At 72.5% G+C, this 21,304-nt stretch carries 22 protein-coding genes; 10 read left to right on the top strand and 12 right to left on the bottom strand.

The features are described 5' to 3' along the window. The first annotated feature begins 78 nt into the window (after nucleotides 1-78). Complete coding sequence (locus ABZ098_RS12410) at nucleotides 79-885, top strand: GntR family transcriptional regulator (protein WP_356589982.1); 807 nt, start codon at nucleotides 79-81, stop codon at nucleotides 883-885. Nucleotides 886-1,070: 185 nt separating this feature from the next. Here the strand turns inward: ABZ098_RS12410 and ABZ098_RS12415 are convergent, their stop codons facing one another. Beyond that, entirely contained in the window at nucleotides 1,071-1,844 is a 774-nt protein-coding gene (locus ABZ098_RS12415; protein ID WP_356589984.1) for a hypothetical protein, read from the bottom strand. A 127-nt stretch (nucleotides 1,845-1,971) separates the two neighbouring features. Continuing rightward, nucleotides 1,972-3,645 (bottom strand): PucR family transcriptional regulator ligand-binding domain-containing protein, encoded by a 1,674-nt coding sequence (locus tag ABZ098_RS12420; RefSeq protein ID WP_356589986.1) that lies wholly within the window; start codon nucleotides 3,643-3,645, stop codon nucleotides 1,972-1,974. Nucleotides 3,646-3,988: 343 nt separating this feature from the next. Here ABZ098_RS12420 and ABZ098_RS12425 point away from each other — a divergent pair, with 343 nt between their 5' ends. From ABZ098_RS12425 to ABZ098_RS12445, 5 genes are all read left to right on the top strand, one after another. Beyond that, nucleotides 3,989-4,879, top strand: coding sequence for a xanthine dehydrogenase family protein subunit M (locus ABZ098_RS12425; protein ID WP_356589988.1), 891 nt, complete (start codon nucleotides 3,989-3,991; stop codon nucleotides 4,877-4,879). Further along, nucleotides 4,879-5,415, top strand: coding sequence for a (2Fe-2S)-binding protein (locus tag ABZ098_RS12430; RefSeq protein WP_356589989.1), 537 nt, complete (start codon nucleotides 4,879-4,881; stop codon nucleotides 5,413-5,415). The genes ABZ098_RS12425 and ABZ098_RS12430 overlap by 1 nt, the downstream gene beginning before the upstream one ends. A gap of 1 nt (nucleotide 5,416) precedes the next feature. After that, nucleotides 5,417-7,807, top strand: a complete 2,391-nt coding sequence (locus tag ABZ098_RS12435; protein WP_356589991.1) for a molybdopterin cofactor-binding domain-containing protein — start codon at nucleotides 5,417-5,419, stop codon at nucleotides 7,805-7,807. Between the two features lie 170 nt (nucleotides 7,808-7,977). After that, complete coding sequence (locus ABZ098_RS12440) at nucleotides 7,978-9,435, top strand: NCS2 family permease (protein ID WP_356589993.1); 1,458 nt, start codon at nucleotides 7,978-7,980, stop codon at nucleotides 9,433-9,435. Nucleotides 9,436-9,481: 46 nt separating this feature from the next. After that, entirely contained in the window at nucleotides 9,482-10,636 is a 1,155-nt protein-coding gene (locus ABZ098_RS12445) for an XdhC/CoxI family protein (protein WP_356589995.1), read from the top strand. On the opposite strand, the gene ABZ098_RS12450 is transcribed toward ABZ098_RS12445, so the two are convergent. Continuing rightward, nucleotides 10,588-11,910: a lanthionine synthetase LanC family protein gene (locus ABZ098_RS12450; RefSeq protein WP_356589997.1), complete on the bottom strand. Its 1,323-nt coding sequence runs from the start codon at nucleotides 11,908-11,910 to the stop codon at nucleotides 10,588-10,590. The genes ABZ098_RS12445 and ABZ098_RS12450 overlap by 49 nt on opposite strands. Before the next feature lie 22 nt (nucleotides 11,911-11,932). Beyond that, complete coding sequence (locus tag ABZ098_RS12455; RefSeq protein WP_356589999.1) at nucleotides 11,933-12,364, bottom strand: SRPBCC family protein; 432 nt, start codon at nucleotides 12,362-12,364, stop codon at nucleotides 11,933-11,935. Nucleotides 12,365-12,565: 201 nt separating this feature from the next. Between ABZ098_RS12455 and ABZ098_RS12460 the strand changes: the two genes are divergently transcribed. Beyond that, nucleotides 12,566-13,138, top strand: coding sequence for an HAD-IIIA family hydrolase (locus tag ABZ098_RS12460; RefSeq protein ID WP_356590001.1), 573 nt, complete (start codon nucleotides 12,566-12,568; stop codon nucleotides 13,136-13,138). 34 nt (nucleotides 13,139-13,172) lie between these two features. Here ABZ098_RS12460 and ABZ098_RS12465 read toward each other — a convergent pair whose 3' ends face one another. From ABZ098_RS12465 to ABZ098_RS12480, 4 genes are all read right to left on the bottom strand, one after another. Continuing rightward, a complete protein-coding gene (locus tag ABZ098_RS12465) occupies nucleotides 13,173-13,481 on the bottom strand; it encodes a DUF3040 domain-containing protein (RefSeq protein WP_356590002.1) in 309 nt (102 codons plus the stop codon). Nucleotides 13,482-13,549: 68 nt separating this feature from the next. Next, nucleotides 13,550-14,971, bottom strand: coding sequence for a family 43 glycosylhydrolase (locus ABZ098_RS12470; RefSeq protein ID WP_356590512.1), 1,422 nt, complete (start codon nucleotides 14,969-14,971; stop codon nucleotides 13,550-13,552). A gap of 266 nt (nucleotides 14,972-15,237) precedes the next feature. Beyond that, entirely contained in the window at nucleotides 15,238-15,858 is a 621-nt protein-coding gene (locus ABZ098_RS12475; protein WP_356590004.1) for a DUF305 domain-containing protein, read from the bottom strand. Nucleotides 15,859-15,911: 53 nt separating this feature from the next. Then, nucleotides 15,912-16,301 (bottom strand): DUF6153 family protein, encoded by a 390-nt coding sequence (locus ABZ098_RS12480; protein ID WP_356590006.1) that lies wholly within the window; start codon nucleotides 16,299-16,301, stop codon nucleotides 15,912-15,914. Between the two features lie 145 nt (nucleotides 16,302-16,446). Here ABZ098_RS12480 and ABZ098_RS12485 point away from each other — a divergent pair, with 145 nt between their 5' ends. Next, a complete protein-coding gene (locus tag ABZ098_RS12485) occupies nucleotides 16,447-17,298 on the top strand; it encodes an isocitrate lyase/phosphoenolpyruvate mutase family protein (RefSeq protein WP_356590008.1) in 852 nt (283 codons plus the stop codon). On the opposite strand, the gene ABZ098_RS12490 is transcribed toward ABZ098_RS12485, so the two are convergent. The 4 genes from ABZ098_RS12490 to ABZ098_RS12505 all read right to left on the bottom strand — a co-directional run bounded on the left by ABZ098_RS12490 (nucleotide 17,273) and on the right by ABZ098_RS12505 (nucleotide 19,745). Beyond that, on the bottom strand, nucleotides 17,273-17,932 hold the full coding sequence (locus ABZ098_RS12490) for a hypothetical protein (RefSeq protein ID WP_356590010.1): 660 nt from the start codon (nucleotides 17,930-17,932) through the stop codon (nucleotides 17,273-17,275). The genes ABZ098_RS12485 and ABZ098_RS12490 overlap by 26 nt on opposite strands. Nucleotides 17,933-18,025: 93 nt before the next feature. Then, nucleotides 18,026-18,754: a DUF1775 domain-containing protein gene (locus ABZ098_RS12495; protein ID WP_356590012.1), complete on the bottom strand. Its 729-nt coding sequence runs from the start codon at nucleotides 18,752-18,754 to the stop codon at nucleotides 18,026-18,028. A gap of 97 nt (nucleotides 18,755-18,851) precedes the next feature. Beyond that, entirely contained in the window at nucleotides 18,852-19,448 is a 597-nt protein-coding gene (locus ABZ098_RS12500; protein ID WP_356590014.1) for a hypothetical protein, read from the bottom strand. 72 nt (nucleotides 19,449-19,520) lie between these two features. After that, complete coding sequence (locus ABZ098_RS12505) at nucleotides 19,521-19,745, bottom strand: twin-arginine translocase TatA/TatE family subunit (RefSeq protein WP_356590016.1); 225 nt, start codon at nucleotides 19,743-19,745, stop codon at nucleotides 19,521-19,523. A gap of 135 nt (nucleotides 19,746-19,880) precedes the next feature. Here ABZ098_RS12505 and ABZ098_RS12510 point away from each other — a divergent pair, with 135 nt between their 5' ends. Beyond that, nucleotides 19,881-20,267 (top strand): BlaI/MecI/CopY family transcriptional regulator, encoded by a 387-nt coding sequence (locus tag ABZ098_RS12510; RefSeq protein ID WP_356590018.1) that lies wholly within the window; start codon nucleotides 19,881-19,883, stop codon nucleotides 20,265-20,267. Nucleotides 20,268-20,273: 6 nt separating this feature from the next. Continuing rightward, nucleotides 20,274-21,206: a M56 family metallopeptidase gene (locus ABZ098_RS12515; protein ID WP_356590020.1), complete on the top strand. Its 933-nt coding sequence runs from the start codon at nucleotides 20,274-20,276 to the stop codon at nucleotides 21,204-21,206. The last annotated feature ends 98 nt before the right edge of the window (nucleotides 21,207-21,304 follow it).

A 21,304-nucleotide genomic window follows, 5' to 3' on the forward strand; every position in this document is an offset into this window, starting at 1 on the left:
TGCGCCTAAGGTGCTTGACGGGTGAGTAACAACCTGCCGTTAATGACCTCAAGTACCGACACGTCCGCAGGAGGGCCCGTGAAGCAGGGTGCGCAGGGCTCCGCCGGGACGGGGGGTGCCGAGCGGGACGCGGACCGGAACACGGAGGCGGTACGGGTGCCGCCGCAGACGCGGGCCTCCGGCACGGCGCGGGCTCGGGCCGAGGCGGGTTCCGGGGCCCGGGGCGAGCACACCCACAGTGAGGTGCCGATTCCTCGTCCCGTCGTGCAGCGCGCCTCGGTGCGGGGGCAGATCCTCGACGCTCTGCGTACGGCGCTGGTCGCCGGGGACCTGCGGCCCGGTGAGGTGTACTCGGCGCCCGCGCTCGGGGAACGGTTCGGGGTGTCGGCGACGCCCGTGCGCGAGGCCATGCAGCAGCTCGCGCTGGAGGGGGCCGTCGAGGTCGTTCCCAACCGTGGGTTCCGGGTGGTCGAGCGCGGCGCCCGTGAGCTGGCCGAGTTGGCCGAGGTGCGGGCGCTGATCGAGGTGCCTGTGGTGTTGCGGCTGGCGCGCAGTGTGCCGGTGGAGCGGTGGGCGGAGTTGCGGCCGGCGGCGGAGGCGACCGTACGCGCCGCGTCCTCGGGGTGCCGGGCGACGTACGCGGAGGCCGACCGGGCGTTTCACCGGGCGGTGCTGCTGCTGTCGGGGAACGAGCAACTGGTGCAGATATCCGAGGACTTGCACCGGCGGTCGCAGTGGCCGCTGGTGGGTGGATCCGCCGTGCGGGGGCGGGCGGACCTGATCGCGGACGCGGCGGAGCACACGGCACTGCTGGACGCGTTGATCGCGCGGGATCTGGATGTGGTGCGGGGGCTGGTCGGCGGGCACTTCGCCGGCGGCGCCTGAGCGGCGGGTGGGTTGTCGTTCGGCTGCGGGCCCGGTGGGGGCGGGCGTTTTGCGCAGTTCCCCCCGCCCCTGATCCACGGTGACCGCAACTCCTCAGGGGCGCGGGGAACTGCGCGACCAGCCCCCACCGGGCCCGCAGCCGCCCGACAACCCCGCCCGGCACCCCCTGACGCGCCCCGGTCACCTCACGCCGTGGCCGCCGGCGGAGTCAACTGCCGTGCCAGCCACGTCGGTACACCCCCGAGCAACCGGTACAACCGCCGCGCCTCCTCGCGCAGCCGGGACGCCTCCGGTTCCGCCTCCGCGTCCGCCAGCGAGGCGAGGGCCGGGGCCGTGCCCACCAGGTAGCCCAACTCCTCGCGGATCCGCAGTGATTCGGCGAAGCCGTGCCGCGCCTCAGCCAACTCGCCTTCCCGCAGGGCCAGTCCGGCGAGGTGGCGCCATGTGAAGGACAGGAGCAGGGGGTCGGACTGGGCCGTGGCGCCCGCGTGGGCGCGGCGGTAGGCCGCCCGGGCCGCCTGCGGGGAGTGGGTCAGGTTCTCCGCCAGCAGCCCCCGGCGGAAGTCCAGCAGGGCCCTTCCCTCCGCCCCCGGGGCGATCAGCGCGGCCGCTCGGCCCAGCGCCGCCCGCGCCTCGTCCGCGCGGTCCCGGACCCCGTGGAGCGTGGAGGCGTACGCAAGTTGCCCCCGTTCACAAGCGGCCGCCCCCCGCTCGTCGTCGCTGTGGGCCAGTGCCTCGGCGGTGCGCAGCGCGTCCTCCGCCTCCGGCCAGCCCTGCTCCGTGTACAGGCAGCGTTCCACCAGGAGTGCCGCTCGCTGCAGGGCCGCCTGCGCGGTGACCGGTTGGAGCAGGGCGGCCGCGTCGGCCCAGCAGGCCCTTGAGCGCAGCCGCCATACCGCGGTCTGGAGTGGATCGTCACCGGCGGTCGTTCCGTTACCAGACATGGCGGTATGCGCCACGTTGCCCTCCCCGAGCACGCCGTCGAGCTTTGAGTGGTGGCGGCATCTCAGCACGAAACGACGGGCCCGGCCAAGAGGGTGGGTGAAGGAATTCACAAAGTCGTGGGAGTCGGGGGCCCCACAGGCTTCAGCTCATCCGCAGCGCCAGGAAGAAATCCAGCTTGTCCTCGAGGCGTGAGAGGTCCCGGCTCGTCAACTGCTCGATCCGCCCGACGCGGTAGCGCAGCGTGTTGACGTGCAGGTGGAGGCGGGTCGCGCAGCGGGTCCAGGAGCCGTCGCAGTCCAGGAAGGCCTCCAGGGTGGGGATCAACTCGGCCCGGTGGCGGCGGTCGTAGTCCCGGAGCGGGTCGAGGAGACGGGCGGTGAAGGCGCGGCGGACGTCGTCGGGGACGAAGGGGAGCAGCAGGACGTGCGAGGCCAGCTCCTGGTGGCCCGCCGCGCACACTCTGCCGACCCGGGCCGCCGCCACCCTGCGCGCGTGGCGGGCCTCCTCCAGCGCGCCTCTGAGCCCCTCCGCGGAGTGCACCGACGCGCTGACGCCCAGGGTGACCCGGCCGTCGTCGTCGAGGCCGGCCGACAGCGGGTCCCGGACCGACTCGAGCAGCGCGTCCGCCAGGATGCCCGACTCCGAGCCGTCGTGTTCGGCCGAGACGGCGGGGAGGGGGACGAGCGCGATCGCCTCGTCGCCCGTGTGGGCGACCGCTATGCGGTCGGAGGGCTCGGGACCCGTGGCCGACGGGTCCACCAGGATCTCCTCCAGCAGGGCCTGGGCCATCGGGCCGCCGTCCAGCTCGCCGTCCTGCCATTCGACCCTCGCCACCACGACCTGCCAGTGGGGGGCCGCCCCCAGGCCGGGGAGCAGGACCGGGGCGGCGACCCGCAGGCGGGCGGCGATCTCGGCCGGGGCAGCGCCCGTCTGGACCAGTTCCAGGACCTCCTGGGCCAGCCGGCGGCGGACCGTGCGGGCCGCGTCCCTGCGGTCCCGCTCGACCGCGATCAGCTGGGTGACGCCCTGGAGCAGGTCCAGGCGCTCCGCCGGCCAGTCCCCGGCGTCCGCCTCCACGGCCAGCAGCCAGTCGGACAGGACGGTCTCGCGGACGTCCCTGGAGGCCTGCGGGGACCGGCCGCTGCTGCGGACCGGGAAGAGGGAGTACGTCGACGCGCCGAGCGTGACCCGGTGCGGGCCCCGGCGGCCGGTGCGGGCCGCGGCCAGGTGTTCCGCCGCCAGCTTCGCGCAGGTGTCCGCGGGAAGGCCGGGGCCGGCCACCTTCGGGCCCGCGATCAGGCGGCCGGTCGGGGAGAGGACCCAGGCGCGCAGGTCCAGGTCCGAGCCGAGGAGGTCGAGGACCACGTCCGGGCCGCCGCCCGCCGGGCCCGACGTCATCATGCGGCGGTGCCGGTCCACCACGGCCGCCAGGTCGCCCGCACGCTCGCCGGAGACCTGCCGTACGACGTGCTCGGTGATGGTCGCGAAGGCCACCGACTCGTGCACCGCGAACAGGGGGAGGCGGTGCCGGGCGCACGCGACGACCAGGTCCTCCGGGACATCGCCCAGCTCCGCCTCGCCGGCCGCCAGCGCCACCACACCGGCCTGCACCAGGAGCCGCACGAAAGGCTCCGAGTCGGCGGCGTCCCGCCGCCAGGCGAGGCCCGTCAGGACCAGCTCGCCGCCCGAGAGGTAGCGGCTGGGGTCGCGCAGGTCGGTGGTCATCACACCGCGCACGGTGCGATCCAGCTCGTCCTCGCCGCCCAGCAGCCGCAGGCCCAGCGCGTCGGTGTCCAGCAGTGCGCGCAGCCGCATTCTCGTCGCCGCCGTTCTGTGTCTCGAAATCTACGATGGAGAAGGGGTCCGGTGGAGTGGGGAGCGGCCGCTGCCGCCTCCGGGGCTGTGTCCCAGGTCACGTGGGTCGTGCCGCACGTTTCCGCGGCAAAACATGGAGGTTACCGAGGGCCTCCGTTCATACGAATCTACAAGATGAGGGCCGCGACCAGCCAACTCCTTCATGGTTTCCGTGACTGACCCGCTCGGAGTACGGCGCTGTGTACTGGCTCCACTCCACGTAAAGAGCACATGAACGAGCCGGGGCCGCCGCACACGATCTGGCTCGATCCGTACGATCACGAGACGAAGAAGAGAGCCGGTCATGGACTTCCTTCGCCCCGCCAGTTGGGAGGAGGCGCTCGCCGCCAAGGCTGAGCACCCCACCGCTGTGCCCATCGCGGGCGGCACCGACGTGATGGTCGAGATCAACTTCGACCATCGGCGGCCCGAGTACCTGCTCGACCTGAACCGCGTCACCGACCTCACCGAGTGGGAGGTCGGTGAGGACTCCGTGCGGCTCGGCGCCTCCGTGCCGTACACCCACATCATGGAGCACCTGCGCGGCGAGCTCCCGGGCCTGGCCCTCGCCTCGCACACGGTGGCCTCCCCGCAGATCCGCAACCGCGGCGGTGTCGGCGGCAACCTCGGCACCGCCTCCCCGGCCGGTGACGCCCACCCCGCGCTCCTCGCGGCCGGCGCGGAGGTCGAGGTCGAGTCGGTGCGCGGATCGCGTCTCATCCCGATCGACGAGTTCTACACCGGCGTGAAGCGCAACGCGCTGGCCCCCGACGAGCTCATCCGCGCCGTGCACATCAAGAAGGCCGACGGGCCCCAGCAGTACTCCAAGGTGGGGACCAGGAACGCCATGGTCATCGCGGTGTGCGCCTTCGGGCTCGCCCTGCACCCCCGGACGCGGACCGTGCGGACCGGGATCGGTTCGGCCGCTCCCACCCCCGTTCGGGCCAAGGCCGCCGAGGAGTTCTTGAACGCGGCTCTCGAAGAGGGCGGGTTCTGGGACAACGGCAAGATCATCACCCCCTCGGTCGCCAAGCAGTTCGCGGACCTGTGCGCCGCCTCCTGCAACCCGATCGACGACGTCCGGGGCACGGCGAGCTACCGCCGCCACGCGGTCGGCATCATGGCCCGCCGCACGCTGACCTGGACCTGGGAGTCGTACCGCGGCACCGCCGCCACCACGGAGGGAGCTGCGTAATGCGCGTCAACTTCACTGTCAACGGTCGTCCGCAGGAAGCCGACGACGTGTGGGAGGGCGAGTCCCTGCTGTACGTGCTGCGCGAGCGGCTCGGGCTGCCAGGTTCCAAGAACGCCTGCGAGCAGGGCGAGTGCGGGTCGTGCACGGTCCGGCTGGACGGCGTTCCGGTGTGCTCGTGCCTGGTCGCCGCCGGGCAGGTCGAGGGGCGCGAGGTCGTGACCGTCGAGGGGCTCGCCGACTACGCAAAGCAGCGCTCCTGTGGGCAGCATGCCGCCGAGGGACAGGACTCCCAGACCGGCGAGGGCACCGAACTCTCCCCGATCCAGCAGGCGTTCATCGACGCCGGTGCCGTCCAGTGCGGCTTCTGCACCCCGGGGCTGCTGGTCGCCGCCGACGAGATGCTGGAGCGCAACCCGAGCCCGACCGACGCGGACATCCGCGAGGCGCTGTCGGGCAACCTGTGCCGCTGCACCGGCTACGAGAAGATCATGGACGCGGTCCGCCTCGCGGCCGCCCGGCAGGGAGAGGCGGTCTGAGATGTCCACTCCCAACGGCACCCCCACCAAGATCACCCAGGGTTCGAAGACCAAGGGCGGCATCGGCGAGTCCACGCTCCGCCCGGACGGCACCCTCAAGGTCACCGGCGAGTTCGCGTACTCGTCCGACATGTGGCACGAGGACATGCTCTGGGGGCAGATCCTGCGCTCGACCGTCGCGCACGCCGAGATCGTGTCCATCGACACGAGTGAGGCCCTCGCCCTGCCGGGCGTGTACGCCGTGATGACGTACGACGACCTGCCGACCGACGTGAAGAGCTACGGTCTGGAGATCCAGGACACCCCCGTCCTCGCCCACGGCAAGGTCCGTCACCATGGTGAGCCGGTCGCCATCGTCGCCGCCGACCACCCGGAGACCGCCCGCCGCGCCGCCGCCAAGATCAAGGTCGAGTACCGCGAGCTGCCCGTCATCACCGACGAGGCCTCCGCGACCGCCCCCGACGCGATCCTCGTCCACGAGAACCGCGACGACCACCACATCGGGCACGTCCCGCACCCCAACATCGTGCACCGGCAGCCGATCGTCCGCGGTGACGTCCAGGAGGCCGCGAAGAAGGCCGACTTCGTCGTCAAGGGCGAGTACACCTTCGGCATGCAGGACCAGGCCTTCCTCGGCCCCGAGTCGGGTCTCGCCGTGCCGGACGAGGACGGTGGCGTCCACCTCTACGTCGCCACCCAGTGGCTCCACTCCGACCTGCGGCAGATCGCGCCCGTACTCGGCCTGCCCGAGCGCAAGGTCCGCATGACGCTCTCCGGAGTCGGCGGTGCCTTCGGCGGTCGCGAGGACCTGTCGATGCAGATCCACGCCTGTCTGCTGGCGCTGCGCACCGGCAAGCCCGTCAAGATCGTCTACAACCGGTTCGAGTCCTTCTTCGGGCACGTCCACCGGCACCCCGCCAAGCTGTACTACGAGCACGGGGCCACGCGCGAGGGCAAGTTGACCCACGTGAAGTGCCGGATCGTCCTCGACGGCGGCGCGTACGCCTCCGCCTCGCCGGCGGTCGTCGGCAACGCCTCCTCGCTCGGCATCGGGCCCTACGTCGTCGACGACGTCGAGATCGAGGCCATCGCCCTCTACACCAACAACCCGCCCTGCGGCGCGATGCGCGGCTTCGGCGCGGTCCAGGCGTGCTTCGCCTACGAGGCGCAGATGGACAAGCTCGCCGACGCGGTGGGCATGGACCGGGTGGAGTTCCGGCAGCTGAACGCCATGGAGCAGGGCACGATCATGCCGACGGGCCAGCCCGTGGACTCCCCGGCCCCGGTCGCCGAACTCCTGCGCCGCGTCAAGGCGATGCCGCTCCCTCCGGAGCAGCAGTGGCTCTCGGCCGGCGAGGCGGCCGACGTACGGCAGCTGCCGGGCGGCCTGTCCAACACCACTCACGGCGAAGGCGTCGTGCGGGGGGTCGGCTACGCGGTCGGCATCAAGAACGTCGGCTTCTCCGAGGGTTTCGACGACTACTCCACGGCGAAGGTCCGCATGGAGGTGGTCGGCGGCGAACCCGTCGCCACCGTGCACACCGCCATGGCGGAGGTGGGACAGGGCGGAGTCACCGTCCACGCGCAGATCGCCCGCACCGAGCTCGGTGTCACCCAGGTGACCATCCAGCCCGCGGACACCCAGGTGGGCTCGGCGGGTTCGACCTCGGCCTCCCGGCAGACGTACGTCACCGGCGGCGCCGTGAAGAACTCCTGCGAGCTGGTCCGGGAGAAGGTCCTGGAGCTCGGGCGCCGCAAGTTCGGCTCCTACCACCCCGCTTGGGCCACCGCCGAACTGCTCCTGGAGGGCGGCAAGGTCGTCACCGACGGCGGCGAGGTGCTCGCGGACCTGGTCGACGTGCTCGAAGGGGAGAGCGTCGAGGTCGAGGCGGAGTGGCGGCACCGGCCGACCGAGGCCTTCGACCTGCGCACCGGGCAGGGCAACGGCCACGTCCAGTACTCCTTCGCCGCCCACCGCGCGGTTGTCGAGGTCGACACCGAGCTCGGCCTGGTCAAGGTGATCGAGCTGGCCTGCGCGCAGGACGTCGGCAAGGCGCTCAACCCGCTGTCCGTCATCGGCCAGATCCAGGGCGGTACGACCCAGGGCCTGGGCGTCGCGGTGATGGAGGAGATCATCGTCGACCCGAAGACGGCGAAGGTGAAGAACCCCTCCTTCACGGACTACCTGATCCCCACGATCCTCGACACGCCGACCATCCCCGTCGACGTGCTCGAACTCGCCGACGACCACGCGCCGTACGGGCTACGCGGCATCGGCGAGGCACCCACCCTGTCCTCGACCCCGGCCGTCCTCGCGGCGATCCGCAACGCGACCGGGCTGGAGCTCAACAGGACGCCGGTACGGCCCGAACACCTCACGGGCACGGCGTAGCAAGTCCCTCCGGGCGGCACCGGGACGTCACACCTCGCCGCGCCGCCCGGAGTACCCAGTTCGTTCGTCTCGGGCCGTCCCCCGGGTCGTGCGGCCGAAGCACCTTCCCAAATCCCGCAGCCGCAGAGGCGGTTGACGGGTGCCCCTGTGAACCTTGGGAGTAGGCCCACATGACCCAGCAGCAACTGGAGCCGGCGACCGTCGCCGACGACGCGGGAGAAGGCACCCGCGTCCCGGCCGGCAGGTCCTGGCTCGACCGGTACTTCCACATATCCCGGCGAGGATCCACCGTCGCGCGTGAACTGCGCGGTGGCGTCACCACCTTCATGGCGATGGCGTACATCCTCCTGCTCAACCCCCTGATCCTGTCCGGCAAGGACGCGGCGGGGGACACGCTCGGCCAGAAGGCACTCATCACCGCGACCGCGTTCGCGGCCGCCCTCACCACGCTGCTGATGGGCTTCCTCGGCAAGGTGCCCCTCGCGCTCGCCGCCGGCCTCTCCGTCTCCGGTGTGCTGTCCTCGCAGGTCGTACCCGTGATGACCTGGCCGCAGGCCATGGGCATGTGCGTGATGTACGGCGTGGTCATCATGCTGCTGGTCGTCACGGGCCTGCGCGAGATGATCATGAACGCGATCCCGCTGGCCCTCAAGCACGCGATCACCATGGGCATCGGCCTGTTCGTCGCCCTGATCGGCTTCTACAAGGCCGGCTTCGTCCACCAGGGCAAGGCGACCCCGGTGACGCTCGGCCCGACGGGCGAACTCGCGGGCTGGCCCGTCCTGTTGTTCGCCGTCACCCTCCTCGCGATCTTCATGCTCCAGGCGCGGGGCATCCCCGGCGCGATTCTCATCGGCATCGTCGGCGGGACCGTACTCGCCGTCGTCCTCAACGCGGTCGGTGCCATCGCCCCGAAGCAGTGGGCGAGCGGCGCCCCCGAACTGCACGGCAGCGCGGTCTCCATGCCCGACTTCTCGATCTTCGGGAAGGTCGAGTTCGGCGGCTGGGGCGAGGTCGGCGCGATGACGGTCGGCATGATCGTGTTCACGCTGGTGCTCGCCGGGTTCTTCGACGCGATGGCCACCATCATCGGCGTCGGCACCGAGGCGAAACTCGCCGACGAGCAGGGCAGGATGCCGGGCCTGTCCAAGGCGCTGTTCATCGACGGCGCGGGCGGCGCGATCGGCGGAGTGGCCGGCGCCTCCGGGCAGACGGTCTTCGTCGAGTCGGCGACCGGGGTCGGGGAAGGCGCCCGCACCGGACTGTCCTCCGTCGTCACCGGCCTGTTCTTCGCGGCCTGTCTCTTCTTCACCCCGCTCACGGCGATCGTGCCCGGCGAGGTCGCGGCCGCCGCCCTCGTGGTGATCGGCGCCATGATGATGATGAACGCCCGCCATGTCGACTGGGCCGACCGCGCCACCGCGATCCCGGTCTTCCTGACCGTCGTGATCATGCCGTTCACCTACTCGATCACCGCGGGCGTCGCCGCGGGCGTCATCTCGTACGTCGCCATCAAGGCCGCGCAGGGCAAGGCGCGGGAGATCGGCGCCTTCATGTGGGGACTGACGGCGATCTTCCTGGTGTACTACGCCCTCAACCCGATCGAGAGCTGGATGGGCGTGCACTAGCCGCCCGAACGCACCCGTACGCAACCGCTGACAAGGAGACCGAGACATGCTGGACATCGCCGACGAGCTGCACCGGTGGGTCGAGCAGGGACGCGACTTCGCCGTGGCCACCGTGGTGGCCGTCGGCGGCAGCGCGCCCCGCCAGCCCGGCGCCGCCCTCGCGGTGGACGCCGACGGCACGGCGATCGGCTCGGTCTCAGGCGGCTGCGTGGAGGGCGCGGTGTACGAACTGTGCCAACAGGCCCTGGAGGACGGGGAGTCGGTCCTCGAACGCTTCGGCTACAGCGACGAGGACGCCTTCGCCGTCGGCCTCACCTGCGGCGGCGTCATCGACATCCTCGTCACCCCGGTCCGCGCCGGCGACCGCGACCGCCCGGTGGTCGCGGGAGCCCTCGAAGCCGCCGCGCGGGGCCGGGCGGCGGCGCTGGCCCGGATCGTCTCGGGCCCGCGCGAACTCGTCGGCCGTGCGCTCGTCGTGGGGCCGGAGGACTTGGACGGTCACGGCGGTTTCGGCGCCCACCCCGAGTTGGACCGCACGATCGCCGCCGAGGCCAGTGCCTTCCTGGACGCGGGCCGCACCGGCACCCTGGAGATCGGCGAACAGGGCTCACGCTGCGGCGCCCCGCTCACCGTGCTCGTCGAGTCCTCCGTGCCACCGCCCCGGATGATCGTCTTCGGCGCGATCGACTTCGCGTCGGCCCTGGTACGGGTCGGGAAGTTCCTCGGCTACCGGGTCACCGTGTGCGACGCGCGCCCCGTCTTCGCGACGAAGGCGCGCTTCCCGGAGGCCGACGAGATAGTCGTCGAGTGGCCGCACACGTACCTGGAGCGCACGCGGGTCGACACCCGGACCGTCCTGTGCGTCCTCACCCACGACGCCAAGTTCGACGTCCCCCTGCTGCGCCTGGCCCTCCGGCTCCCGGTCGCCTACGTGGGCGCCATGGGCTCCCGCCGCACCCACCTCGACCGCAACGAACGCCTGCGCGAAGTCGGCGTGACCGAGCTGGAGTTGGCGCGTCTGCGCTCACCCATCGGCCTCGACCTCGGCGCTCGTACGCCCGAGGAGACGGCCCTGTCCATCGCCGCGGAGATCGTCGCGGCCCGGCGGGGCGGCAGCGGCATCTCCCTCACCGGCGCGCACACGCCGATCCATCACGACGTGACGTCGGCACCGGCCCGGCGGATCGGGTCGGTGGCCTGAGCGGACACCTGAGGCTGGTCCGGCCACGCGAAGGCGTACCGCGGATCACCGCCCCGGCTCAGCCGCACGAACCGCAGCAGCTCACGCACGATGCCCGCGGCGCCCTGCGCCCAGTCGCCGCGGGGTTCGAGGTCGCTCGGGGTGGCCTTGTGCTCGACGTTGGACCAGCGCGCGCCCTCGGCATCCCGGACCGCGCGGACGGCGAGGTCGGCGACCAGGACCCGCGCGAAGTCGTACGACTCCTGCCCCTCGGTCCGTTCGCCCCGTTCGGCGATCCGGTCGCAGGCCAGGGCGAGGACGCCGGCCGTGCCGCAGCAACGGCCGTTGTTGTCCCAGAACCCCGGGCGCAGTCGCTCGGGGAGGCCGGAGTGGGTGACGGTGTGCCAGCAGCGGTCGGCGAGCGCGGCCCAGGCGGGACCGCCGTTGATGTCGCGCAGCAGCCGGAACATGTGGGCGTCGCCTGCCGGGCCGTGGCACCAGCCGTAGCTGATCGGCTCGATCAGGTCCGGCCGGTGCTGCGGGGTGGAGTGCCGGACCAGGAAGCCGTCCGGGCCGCCCTCGTCGCGGGCCACGACGTCCGCGACCCCGGCCAGCGCGAGTGCGACCAGGTCGGCGCGGCCGGTCGCGTGGCCGATCCGGGCCAGGGCGTAGGCGATGCCCAGCGTGCCGTGGGACATGTGGTGCAGCCGGGCCTCGATGCCCGGACGGTGCGGCCAGGTGACGCCCCAGGGGGTCTTCTCCGCCGCCCGCAGATAGGGCTCCACCGCGAGGACGGCGAACTCGGGGTCGCCGACCTCCAGCGCGGCCAGGCCGATCCCGCCGTTGCCGCCCATCAGCTCGAACAGCTCGCCCCAGCGCTCCCCGTCGAAGTGCGCACGCACCAGAGCCATCGCACGGTCGGCCCCCGCACCGCAGGCGGTGTCGCCGAGTTCCTCGCGCACCGTGTGCAGGACCAGGGCCATGCCGGACCGGCCGAAGTACAGCGAGTCGTCCTCGTGGCCGTCGACGGCGCCGGCCACACCGCGGCCCGCGCGCAGGGCCAGGTCGGCGTAGGAGTCGTCGCCGAAGTGCCGCCATGCCTCCAGGAGCACGGAGACGATTCCGGCCGTGCCGCTGTACAGGGTCGGGTCCGTCTCCTCCCGCGAGTACGGGTCCGGCCAGGCGAGTCCGCCGTCGGCCGTCTCCCGCGCGGTGGACACCAGCCACCGCAGCCCGTCCACCGCGAGCTCCTCGATCTCGTCCACCCGCACGGTCGTACCGTCAACTGCCGTCATGGCACCCACTGTTGCATGCTCCTCAGGCCCCCCGCAGCAGCCGGTTCAGCGCTCGCCCGAACACCGCCCTGGCCGCCGTGCCCAGCAAGGGCGCGGGGAGCAGGGGGACCCGCAGCTCCTCACGCCAGATCACGCGCGCCCGGCCGCCCGGGCCCGGACGCACCTCCAGTTCGGCCCAGCCCCGCACCACACGACCGCGCTTCTCCAGGCGGCACAGGCCGGAGACGCCCTCCGCCGGCGGGCGCCAGACCGTGACCTCCATGGGGTCGTCGAAGCGGAACGGGCCCACTCCCGAGCGTGCGACGACGAGTGTGCCCTCGGCCGTCGGCCCCGGCGGCACGACGGTGACGCGCGTCAGGGGAACGTTCTCGCCGTGGCGGGGCCACTGCGTGAGACGGCGCCAGGCCTCGTCCTGGGAGAGCGGGGCCGTACGTTCGAGGAGGAAGGTGACCACGAGCTGATCTTAGGGAATCGGTCCAGCTCAGCGGGGACTTCAAAGGGGTCTCACATACTTGGCGCAGCCTCGGCGTCGGCGAAGGGCGTACGCGGGATCCGACTCCACCTGACCCGGTGGATCACACCCGGCCGCATGGACCGGCCCCATGCGGTTACTCGCGGAGAGGAACGAGTGCACGCGAGAGCCGGGAGGTGCCGCATGACGCGCGTGCGTACGGTGCTGTTCGACCGCGACAGCATCCTCGCCGAAGACCCGCCCGACCCCGACCGGGTGCGAGCGGCGCCCGGTGCCCGTGAGGCGCTCGCCATGCTGCGGCTGCACGACATCCGCACCGGGTTCGTCGCCCTGCGACCGGGCGTCGGCGACAAGGGTCTCAGTGACGCCGACCTACGGGCCGTCAACCACCGCGTGGACGAACTGCTCGGCCCCTTCGACATCTGGGGTGTGTGCCCGCACGGCCCCGAGGACGGCTGCCACTGCCGTCCGCCCGAACCCGGCCTGATCCTCTGGGCGGCGGGCCGGGTGTGCACCGCGCCGGGCGACTGCGCCGTCGTCGGCACCGCCGCGGACGCCGAGGCCGCGGCCCGGGTGGGCGCCCACGGGATCCTCGTACCGGACGAGCGGACCCGGCCGGAGGAGACGGCACGGGCCGGTCATGTGGCGTCGGACGTCCTGACCGCGGTGCGCGCGCTGCTCGCCGGGCCGCCGCAGGGGCGGGTCCTGGTCGACGAGCGGCCGATCGAGTCGGCGTTCGGGAACGGCGAGGCGTGAGACCGGTCGGCGTCGGAACGGCTGGGCGTGCGGTTCAGGGTTCCGTCCAGCGGCACAGGAGACGGAACACCGCGAACAGGGCCAGCGGCCAGACGGCCGCGAAGGCCCAGATCACCGCGGGCCGCGAGGTGACGATGCCGGTCACCATGAGCGTGACCGACACCGCGAGCAGCAGGCCCACGGTCAGGACGTGCGGCCGGTAGTGCGCCACCCGGGAAAGGTCCGGCCGCCGACGCAGCCGCCCGGTGCGCAGCCGGCGCTCCAGACGGCGGTCGCGGCGCAGGGCGCGCTCCACCTCGTCCAGTATGCGCTGTTCGTGATCGGGGAGTCGCCCTGTCGTCACTGTCGCTCCTCGCGGATCCGGAGAGTCACCTCTCCGGATGCCCCGAGAAAAGCCCGTGAACCGTCCGGTCACTGGGCGTGGAAGGTCGCGTCCTCCCTGTCGGTGGCCGTGCTCGGAGTCTGCACGTACAGCAGGTAGTTGTAGTGCCGGAGGTAGCGGCCCGCGGAGCCGGCGGACTCGTACGACACTCCCGCGGAGTCGGCGAGCCCGGCCCGCTGGAAGAAGCTGGCACTGGAGGCGAACGCCGTCGTCCCGTCGTTCTTCTCCACCCACACCTCGAAGTTCTTGTGCCGCAGGTAGTAGCCGGGGAAGTTGGCCGACTCCAGGGAGACCGTGCCGTTGCCCGTGAGCCCGGGTACGACCCGGAACTGCGAGTCGGCGAGCGGTGAGACGTTCGCCTCGATCTTCGCGCGGTACTCCCAGTGCCGGATGAACCGGTCCGGGAAGTTGTACGACGAGAAGCGCTTCGGGGTGACGCCGTCGGCGACCGGGATGCCGAAGTCCGGGGTGCCGTCCGCCTTCCAGTAGACCTTCTGCACGCGGGTACGGCGGTTGGGGTCGTTCAGCGGGTCGCCGCTGATGTCCTTGTAGCCGCGGTCGTGGTAGACGAGGATGTCCGACTTCCCGTCCTCGGAGACGGTGAAGGAGTTGTGGCCCGGACCGTACTGCGAGGTCGCGGCGCTGGTCCGGAACACCGGGTTCTGGCTCTTCGTCCAGGACGCCGGGTTCGTGAGGTCGGCCGTCGCGGACGCGGTGAGCATGCCCAGGCAGTAGTTGGCGTCCGTCGCGCTCGCCGAGTACGTCATGAACACCTTGCCCGCGTGCTGGATCAGCGCCGGGCCCTCGTTGACCTTGTACCCGATCGTCTCCCAGGACAGCGTGGGCTGCGACAGCTCGGCCGGAGTCCCGCTGATCGTCCAGGGGTTGGACATCTTCGCGATGAACAGGCTGGTGTTGTTGTTCTCCGCCGGGTTGCGCTGCGCCCACGCCAGATAGCGCACACCGTTCACGACGAAGGTCGTCGCGTCCAGCGAGAAGCTCTCCCACGTGGTCCTGATCTGGCCCTTCTCGGTCCAGGTGGCGGTCAGCGGGTTGGCGCCGGTGCCTTCCAGGACGTACATCCGGATCGCCCACACGTCACTGGTGGATCCGGCGGCGAAGTACACGTACCACTTGCCGTCGATGAAGTGGATCTCCGGCGCCCAGATGTGCGCGCCCATGACCCCGCTGGAGTGCTTGGTCCAGATCGTGGTCTCGGCCGCCGTCGACAGTCCCTGGATGGTGGTCGCCCGGCGCAGCACGATCCGGTCGTACTCGGGGACGGTCGCGGTGAAGTAGTAGTAGCCGTCGGTGTGTTTGAAGATGTGCGGGTCGGCCCGCTTCTCGGCGATCGGGTTGGTGTACGTCACGGCGGGGGAATCGGGCACGGCCGCGTGCGCGGTGCCGCCGGGCCCGGCCAAAGTGGCGGCCACACCCATGAACACGGCCATGAGCAGCCGAACTACGGTGAGTCTCAAAGGAGTTCTCCAGATCAGGGGTCGGTGCGAGGCGCCACTGCCGACAGGTGTTGTTCAGCCCGAGACCGTCCTGCCCGTCATCATGTCCGTGATGTCGAACAAGGTTCGTAACTTCGGTCAGAAGATAGGGGCGCGTCATGGCCTCGTCAACGCTTCTGTCAGAAGACGGGGAGGGCCGGCCCCGGAGGCCACGGTGCCCGCGCCCGGCGGCACGGGCACCGTGGCGACACGCGGACGTGTCAGTTCTCGCCGAGGAGCTTCTTCATCTCGCCGATCTCGGCGTTCTGCGTGGTGACGATGTCACCGGACATGGCCTTGGCGTCCCGGTACTCGCCCTTGGCCTTCTCGGTCGTGGCCATCTCGACGGCGCCCTCGTGGTGCTCGACCATCATGGTCAGGAACAGGGAGTCGAACTCCTCGCCGGACGCCTTCGTCAGCTTCTCCATGTCGGCGCTGTCCATCATCCCGGCCATGCCGGAGTGCGCCGAGTGGTTCATGCCGGGCATCGCCTCGGGCACCCGCTCGCCCCATGCCTTCAGCCAGCCGGTCATGGTCGAGATCTCCGGGCCCTGCGCCTTCTCGATCCGGGCGGCGAGGTCCTCGACCTCGGCGGAGGAGGCCCGGCCGTCGGCCAGTCCGGCCATCTCCACGGCCTGCTGGTGGTGCGGGATCATGCCCTGGGCGAAGGCGACGTCCTGGGCGTTGTGGGCGTCGGCCGAGGTCTCGGCGGACACCGAGGGCGACGGGGCGGCCGAGCCGCTGTCCTCGCTGTCGCCGCCGCAGGCCGTGAGGGTGAGCGCGGCGCTCACGGCGACCGCCGCGAGACAGGCACGGCGGATCAGGGTACGGGTCGTGCGCATGCTGGAACTCCAGTGCTGTGAAAGGGATCTGGACGTGGCGGAGCACGTCGTGTCTAGATCCGCAGGAGCTGGAGTTCCGCGAGGGAGGGCGGGGCCCTGGCGCCTTCCGGGGCCGCGGCCGTCCGGCAGGACAGGTCGGCCGTGCCCGTGGGGCTTCCCGACGGGTCGGGCAGAGGCGCCGGCACCGCGGGTCCTCCGCTCACCGCGCCCGACGCGCAGGTCGCGTCGGCGTGGTGGAGGTGGCCCGAGCCGCAGCCGTCGTGGCAGACCGGGTCGACGACGACGGCGGCGGCCGTCGCCCTGTGCGCGGACCCGCCCTCGTGCCCGCCCGTGCCGCCACCGGGGGCCAGGGCGTGCATGCCCAGCACGCCGACGAGCAGTCCGAGCACCAGCAGCGCCCGCCACAGGGGCGGACGCGCGGGGGACTGCTCGGAGCCGGTCATCGGGCTCATCCTAGAGGGGGGCCGGGGCACGGCTGCGGATGCACCGGAACCCGGGGTCGCGCGGCAAAAGGACTCCGCTCCCCGCGTCCCACCGGCGTACGTTCTCCGGGAGCCCGTCGAGGGGCGGCGGGCCGGGAAGGACCGTGTGGACACCGACAGCCGAGCCAAGGCACAGCGCTTCGCCGAACTGCACCGGGAAGGCTGCTTCCTGCTCCCCAACGCGTGGGACGTGGGCAGCGCCCGGATCCTGGAGGCGGCCGGGTTCCCGGCCGTGGCGACCACGAGCGCGGGCGTCGCGTTCTCCCTCGGACGGCCCGACCACGACTTCTTCGCCGAACAGCCGCCCGAGGACCGCGTCGACCGCGAGACCATGCTGGGCCGGGTCCGCGAGATGGCGGGCGGGATCGCCGTACCGCTGAGCGCGGATCTGGAGGAAGGGTACGGGGAGTCGCCCGAGACCGTCGCCGCCACCGTCGCGGGGGCTCTCGCCGCCGGAGCCGCGGGCGGCAACATCGAGGACTTCACCGGCGACCGCACCCGGCCGCTCCACGACGAGAAGCTCTCCGCCGACCGGGTCCGCGCCGCCCGCGAGACCCTGGCCGCCGACGGCGAGCCCTTCGTCCTGGTCGGCCGCACCGACGCGCTCCTGGTCGGCGGCACACTCGACGAGGCGGTACGGCGGGCCAACGCCTACCTGGAGGCCGGCGCCGACTGCGCGTTCGTCCCCGGCGCCGCCGACGCCGCGACCATCGGCACGCTGGTCCGCGAGCTCGACGGCCCGCTGAACGTGGTCATGGGCCTGACGGGCAACGCGCTCTCCCTCGACGACCTGCGGGAACTCGGCGTCCGGCGGGTCACGGTCGGCGGCAGCATCGCGCGAGCCATGTACCGCCGTCTGCTCGACGCCGCACGGGAGCTGGCCGACCTGGGCACCTTCTCGTACGCCGCGGAGCAGCTCTCCCAGACGGAGCTCAACGACCTGTTCCGGCAGGGCTAGCGACAGGGCTGGAGGCAGGAGCGGAGACCGGGGCGGAGGCAGGACCGGAGGACGCCACCGCACAGCTCGGCGCCTCGGGCGCGTCCTCCGCGTGCCGCGTCAGCGCGCACACCGTACGCAGGGCGACCTTCCAACCGCCGTCCTGGAGTACGGCCGCCCCCGGACCGCCGGTGTCCAGCCGGCGGTCCTCGCGCGTGAGGTCGTAGGCCACCTCGGCGTACACGTCCGACGTGTACGACACGGAGGTCACCTCGGCGCGCAGCTTGCTGCCGCTCGGGTCGCGGAAGAGGTTGTCGATCATCAGGGCGTTCTCGTCGCCGTTCTCGACCACGTCACTGCGCTGGTCCAGGGAGGACTTCGGGTCGAAGAGGACGGCCCAGGCCCGCCGGATGTCCTGCTCCGCCCGCTCCGGGTCCGAGGGGGCGGTCGCGGTGGGCGTAGGGGAGGTGGAAAGTGAAGGGGAGCCCCCGGCCGTGGTCGGGCCCGGTGAGCCGGTGACGGAGGGCCGGCCGGTGGGGGAGGCCCCGCCGTCACCGCCGTCGCCGTCGTCGCAGGCCCCGGTGAGGACGAGGGCGGCGACAGCCAGGGCCACCGCCCAGATCCCGTGCCGGGCAGGGGAGTTCGCGCAGGTCATGGCACTCCATCTCCGGGTACGCCGTGTGGCTGGCCTACCCGGAGGCGGGGGTTTCATCCGGGGTCCGGGAGAAAACCCCCGGACGGGGTGCGGCTACTCCTCGGTGCCGCCCCGTCGCCGTACCGCGAAGAGCGCCGCGGCCGCCGCCACGAGGACCGCCGCGCCGATGCCGGTCCAGGCACCCGCGGACAGTCCGCCCTCGTCGTCCTTCCCGGTGTCGGCGGCGGCCGGCGGGGAGGCCGCGGGCGTCGTCGCGGCGGGGGTCGGGGACGGGCTCCCGGAGACGCTCGGGGAGGGGGCGACCGGCTTCGCGCCCGGTGCCGCCGCCTTCAGTTCCAGGGTGGGCGCCGGGTTGTCCCCGTTCTCGTCCAGCTCGATCCAGCGGTCCACGTGTCCGTCGCCGTAGGTCTGGAGGGTCTTGAAGGGCACTTCCTCCGCGTCGGGCAACTGCCGTACGACGACGGAGTACTCGGCGCTCTCGCCGGTCCTCAGCTCCGTGCCCTTGACGGTGTAGCCGTCCTCGGTGGCACTGAACGTCCAGCCCTCGGGGCCCTTGCCGTACCTCACGTCGGCCGGGGTGATGCCCTCGGGCAGGACGACCCGTACCTCCTTGATCCCGGAGGTGTCGGACTCGGCCTCGGCGTGGAAGGAGACGGTGACGTTCTCGGCGAGGGCCTGCGCCTTGTCGGCCTCGACCTCGGTGTGGGCGGCGGCCGGAACGGCGGTCAGGAGGAGGGCGGCCGCGGCTCCGGCGGCCACGACGGACGGACGGGACAAGGCGATACGGGACAGGGGGATGCGTGACAGAGGGATACGGGACATGCGGGTCTCCAGGCAGGCGGGTACGGCGGGGCGGCCGTCCGGCGCGGGCCGGAGCGGAGGCCCCGTGGGGTCAGTGGTCGAGAGCTGCGCCCGCCGCCTAAGGACCCCGCCGTACCACCGCGTGCGCGAGCAACGGCCGTGCTGTGAGCGGCCGTTCGCCGTACGTCGGCACGACCGTCACCGCGGGCGTCGGCGCGGGTGACGCGAGCCTGGCCAACAGCAGCCGGGCGGCGGCCAGTCGGGCACGTACCGCGTCGAGCGCCGCCGTCACCCTGCGGGCCACCGTCCAGCAGGCCGCGTCCGCGCGGTGCAGAAGGACCGCGACGAGCGCGGCGGCCAGGGAGTGGGCCGCCGTCATGGCGAGGGAGCCATGGAGCCGCTCGTGCCACGCCGAACGGACGTCGTGCGCGTGTCCGCCGGGGCGGTGCGCGGCAGCGGTGAGGCTCAGCCACAGATGCAGCCCCGACTGCCCCGCGACACTGCACGCGACGACCGTCGCCAGACTTCTGGGCCGCTGCACACCGATGAGACCCACCGCGAAGAGCACGGCCGTCGCGGCGGCACCCTGCCCCCAGGGCACCGGCCCCTCGGCGAGCAGATGATGGGCGCTGACCCCGAGCACCGTGCCGACGACGGCGAACACCGCGGCCCGCGGAAGGGGCAGCGGCGCGCGCGTGGTCGTGTCCGGGTGCATGGCCCGCTCATCATGGATCATCGCGGAGCCGGTCGGCAGGGAAACCGCGGAGGGGGTACGACCCCGGGTCGGTCAGCGGGCGCCGGACCCCTGCTCGGTGCCCCCGCCGGCCCCGGGCCGCAGGACCTCCCCCTGGATGACCTGGGGTTCCGCGCGGCCTTCCCGCGCCGCGCGGGCCTCCGCCTTCATGATGCGCGCCGACCTGCCCGCCGTACGGGCCAGCTCGGGGCCCTTCTTGACGGCGATGACCGCTATGACGACGATCAGGATGATCGCGAGCTCGCTCAGTCCGAACATGGGGAAGGCCTCCGTCAGGGTGACGCCGCAGTCGGACGAGATGCCCGCCGGACCGGCAGCGTACCCGCACCCCGAGTCCGGTGTCCTTACCATGGACCGCCCGTGACGTGCGCGGCAGCGGAAGGGAGACAGGGCATGACGGACCACCGGCGTCCCCGGCGGCGGGGGCAGGGCGAGCTGGAGGTGCAGGTCCTGTCGGCCCTGCGGGAGGCGGACGGACCGGCGACCGCCGGCTGGGTGCAGGAACGCCTGGGTGCCGACCTCGCCTATACGACCGTCATCACCATCCTGACCCGGCTGCTGGCCAAGGGCGCGGTCACCCGGGAACGCTCGGGCCGCTCCTTCGTGTGGACCCCGGTCGCGGACGAGGCCGGCCTCGCGGCGCACCGGATGCGCAGGCTGCTGGACGGCGAGAGCGACCGGGAGGCGGTGCTGGCGAGCTTCGTCACCTCCCTCGACGCCGACGACGAACGCCTGCTGCGGGAACTGCTGGGGCGGACCAGGGGCGAAGGGGACGACTGAGACCTCATGGGGGTGTTCGTCTTTCTGCCACTGGTGCTGCCGCTCACGGCGTGGCCCGTCGCACGGCTCGCCGAGCAGCAACTGCATCCACGGCTCGCGACCCGGCTGCTGACCGGGGTGGCGGGTGTGATGGCCCTGTGCAGCACGGTCTGTCTCGGGCTGCTCATGGTGGTCGGCACCGCGCAACTGCCCGGCAACCCCCTGCCGGACGGCTGGTCGGACCCGCAGGTACGACAGGCCGTCCCGTACGACGAGGTGGCGGGCACGGCGGCCGTCCCCGTCCTGCTCGCCGTCGCCGCGGTGTGCGGCCGCACGCTCCGGCGCCACGGCCGGCTGCGCCGCGAAGCCCACCGGGCGCTCGCCGGGCTGCCGGACACGGAGGTCGCGGTGCTCTCCGACGACCTCCCGTACGCCCACGCCCTGCCCGGCGGCACCCGTGACCGCATCGTGGTGACCACCGCCCTGCTCGCCGCTCTGGGGCCCGCCGAGCGACGTGCCCTGTTCGCCCACGAACGGGCCCACCTGGCCGCCCGTCACCACCGCTTCCTGCTGGTGGCCCGGCTGGCCGCGGACGCCAACCCCTTCCTGCGCCCTCTGCGTACGGCGGTGGCGTACACCACGGAGCGCTGGGCCGACGAGGAGGCGGCACGGGCCGTCGGCGACCGCCGGACCGTGGCGCGGGCGATCGGCAGGGCGGCCCTGATCTCCCGAGGCACCCCGGCCCCGACCCTCGCGGGCCTCGCCCTGCCGGGCCCGGTGCCGCGCCGGGTGGCCGCGCTGCTGGGCCCCGCCCCCGCGACCCGCGCCTGGCCCTCGCTCTTCACCGCGGTGGGCGCGGCGGCCTGGACGGCGGCGGCCGGTACCGCCCTGTCGGCGATGTCCTCCGCGAACTCGGCGCTGACGCTGGCGCTGGTGCTGCGCGCTGCGACACCGCTGTAGATTGCTTTGCCTGTCCTTTACTATTGGATGCGAACCTGCCCCGAGACAAGGAGCCACAGTCCCGCAATGGGTGAGCCTCCCAGTACCAGCCCCGCCCC

This window comes from Streptomyces sp. NPDC006335 (genome assembly GCF_040612795.1).
Lineage (GTDB): Bacteria > Actinomycetota > Actinomycetes > Streptomycetales > Streptomycetaceae > Streptomyces.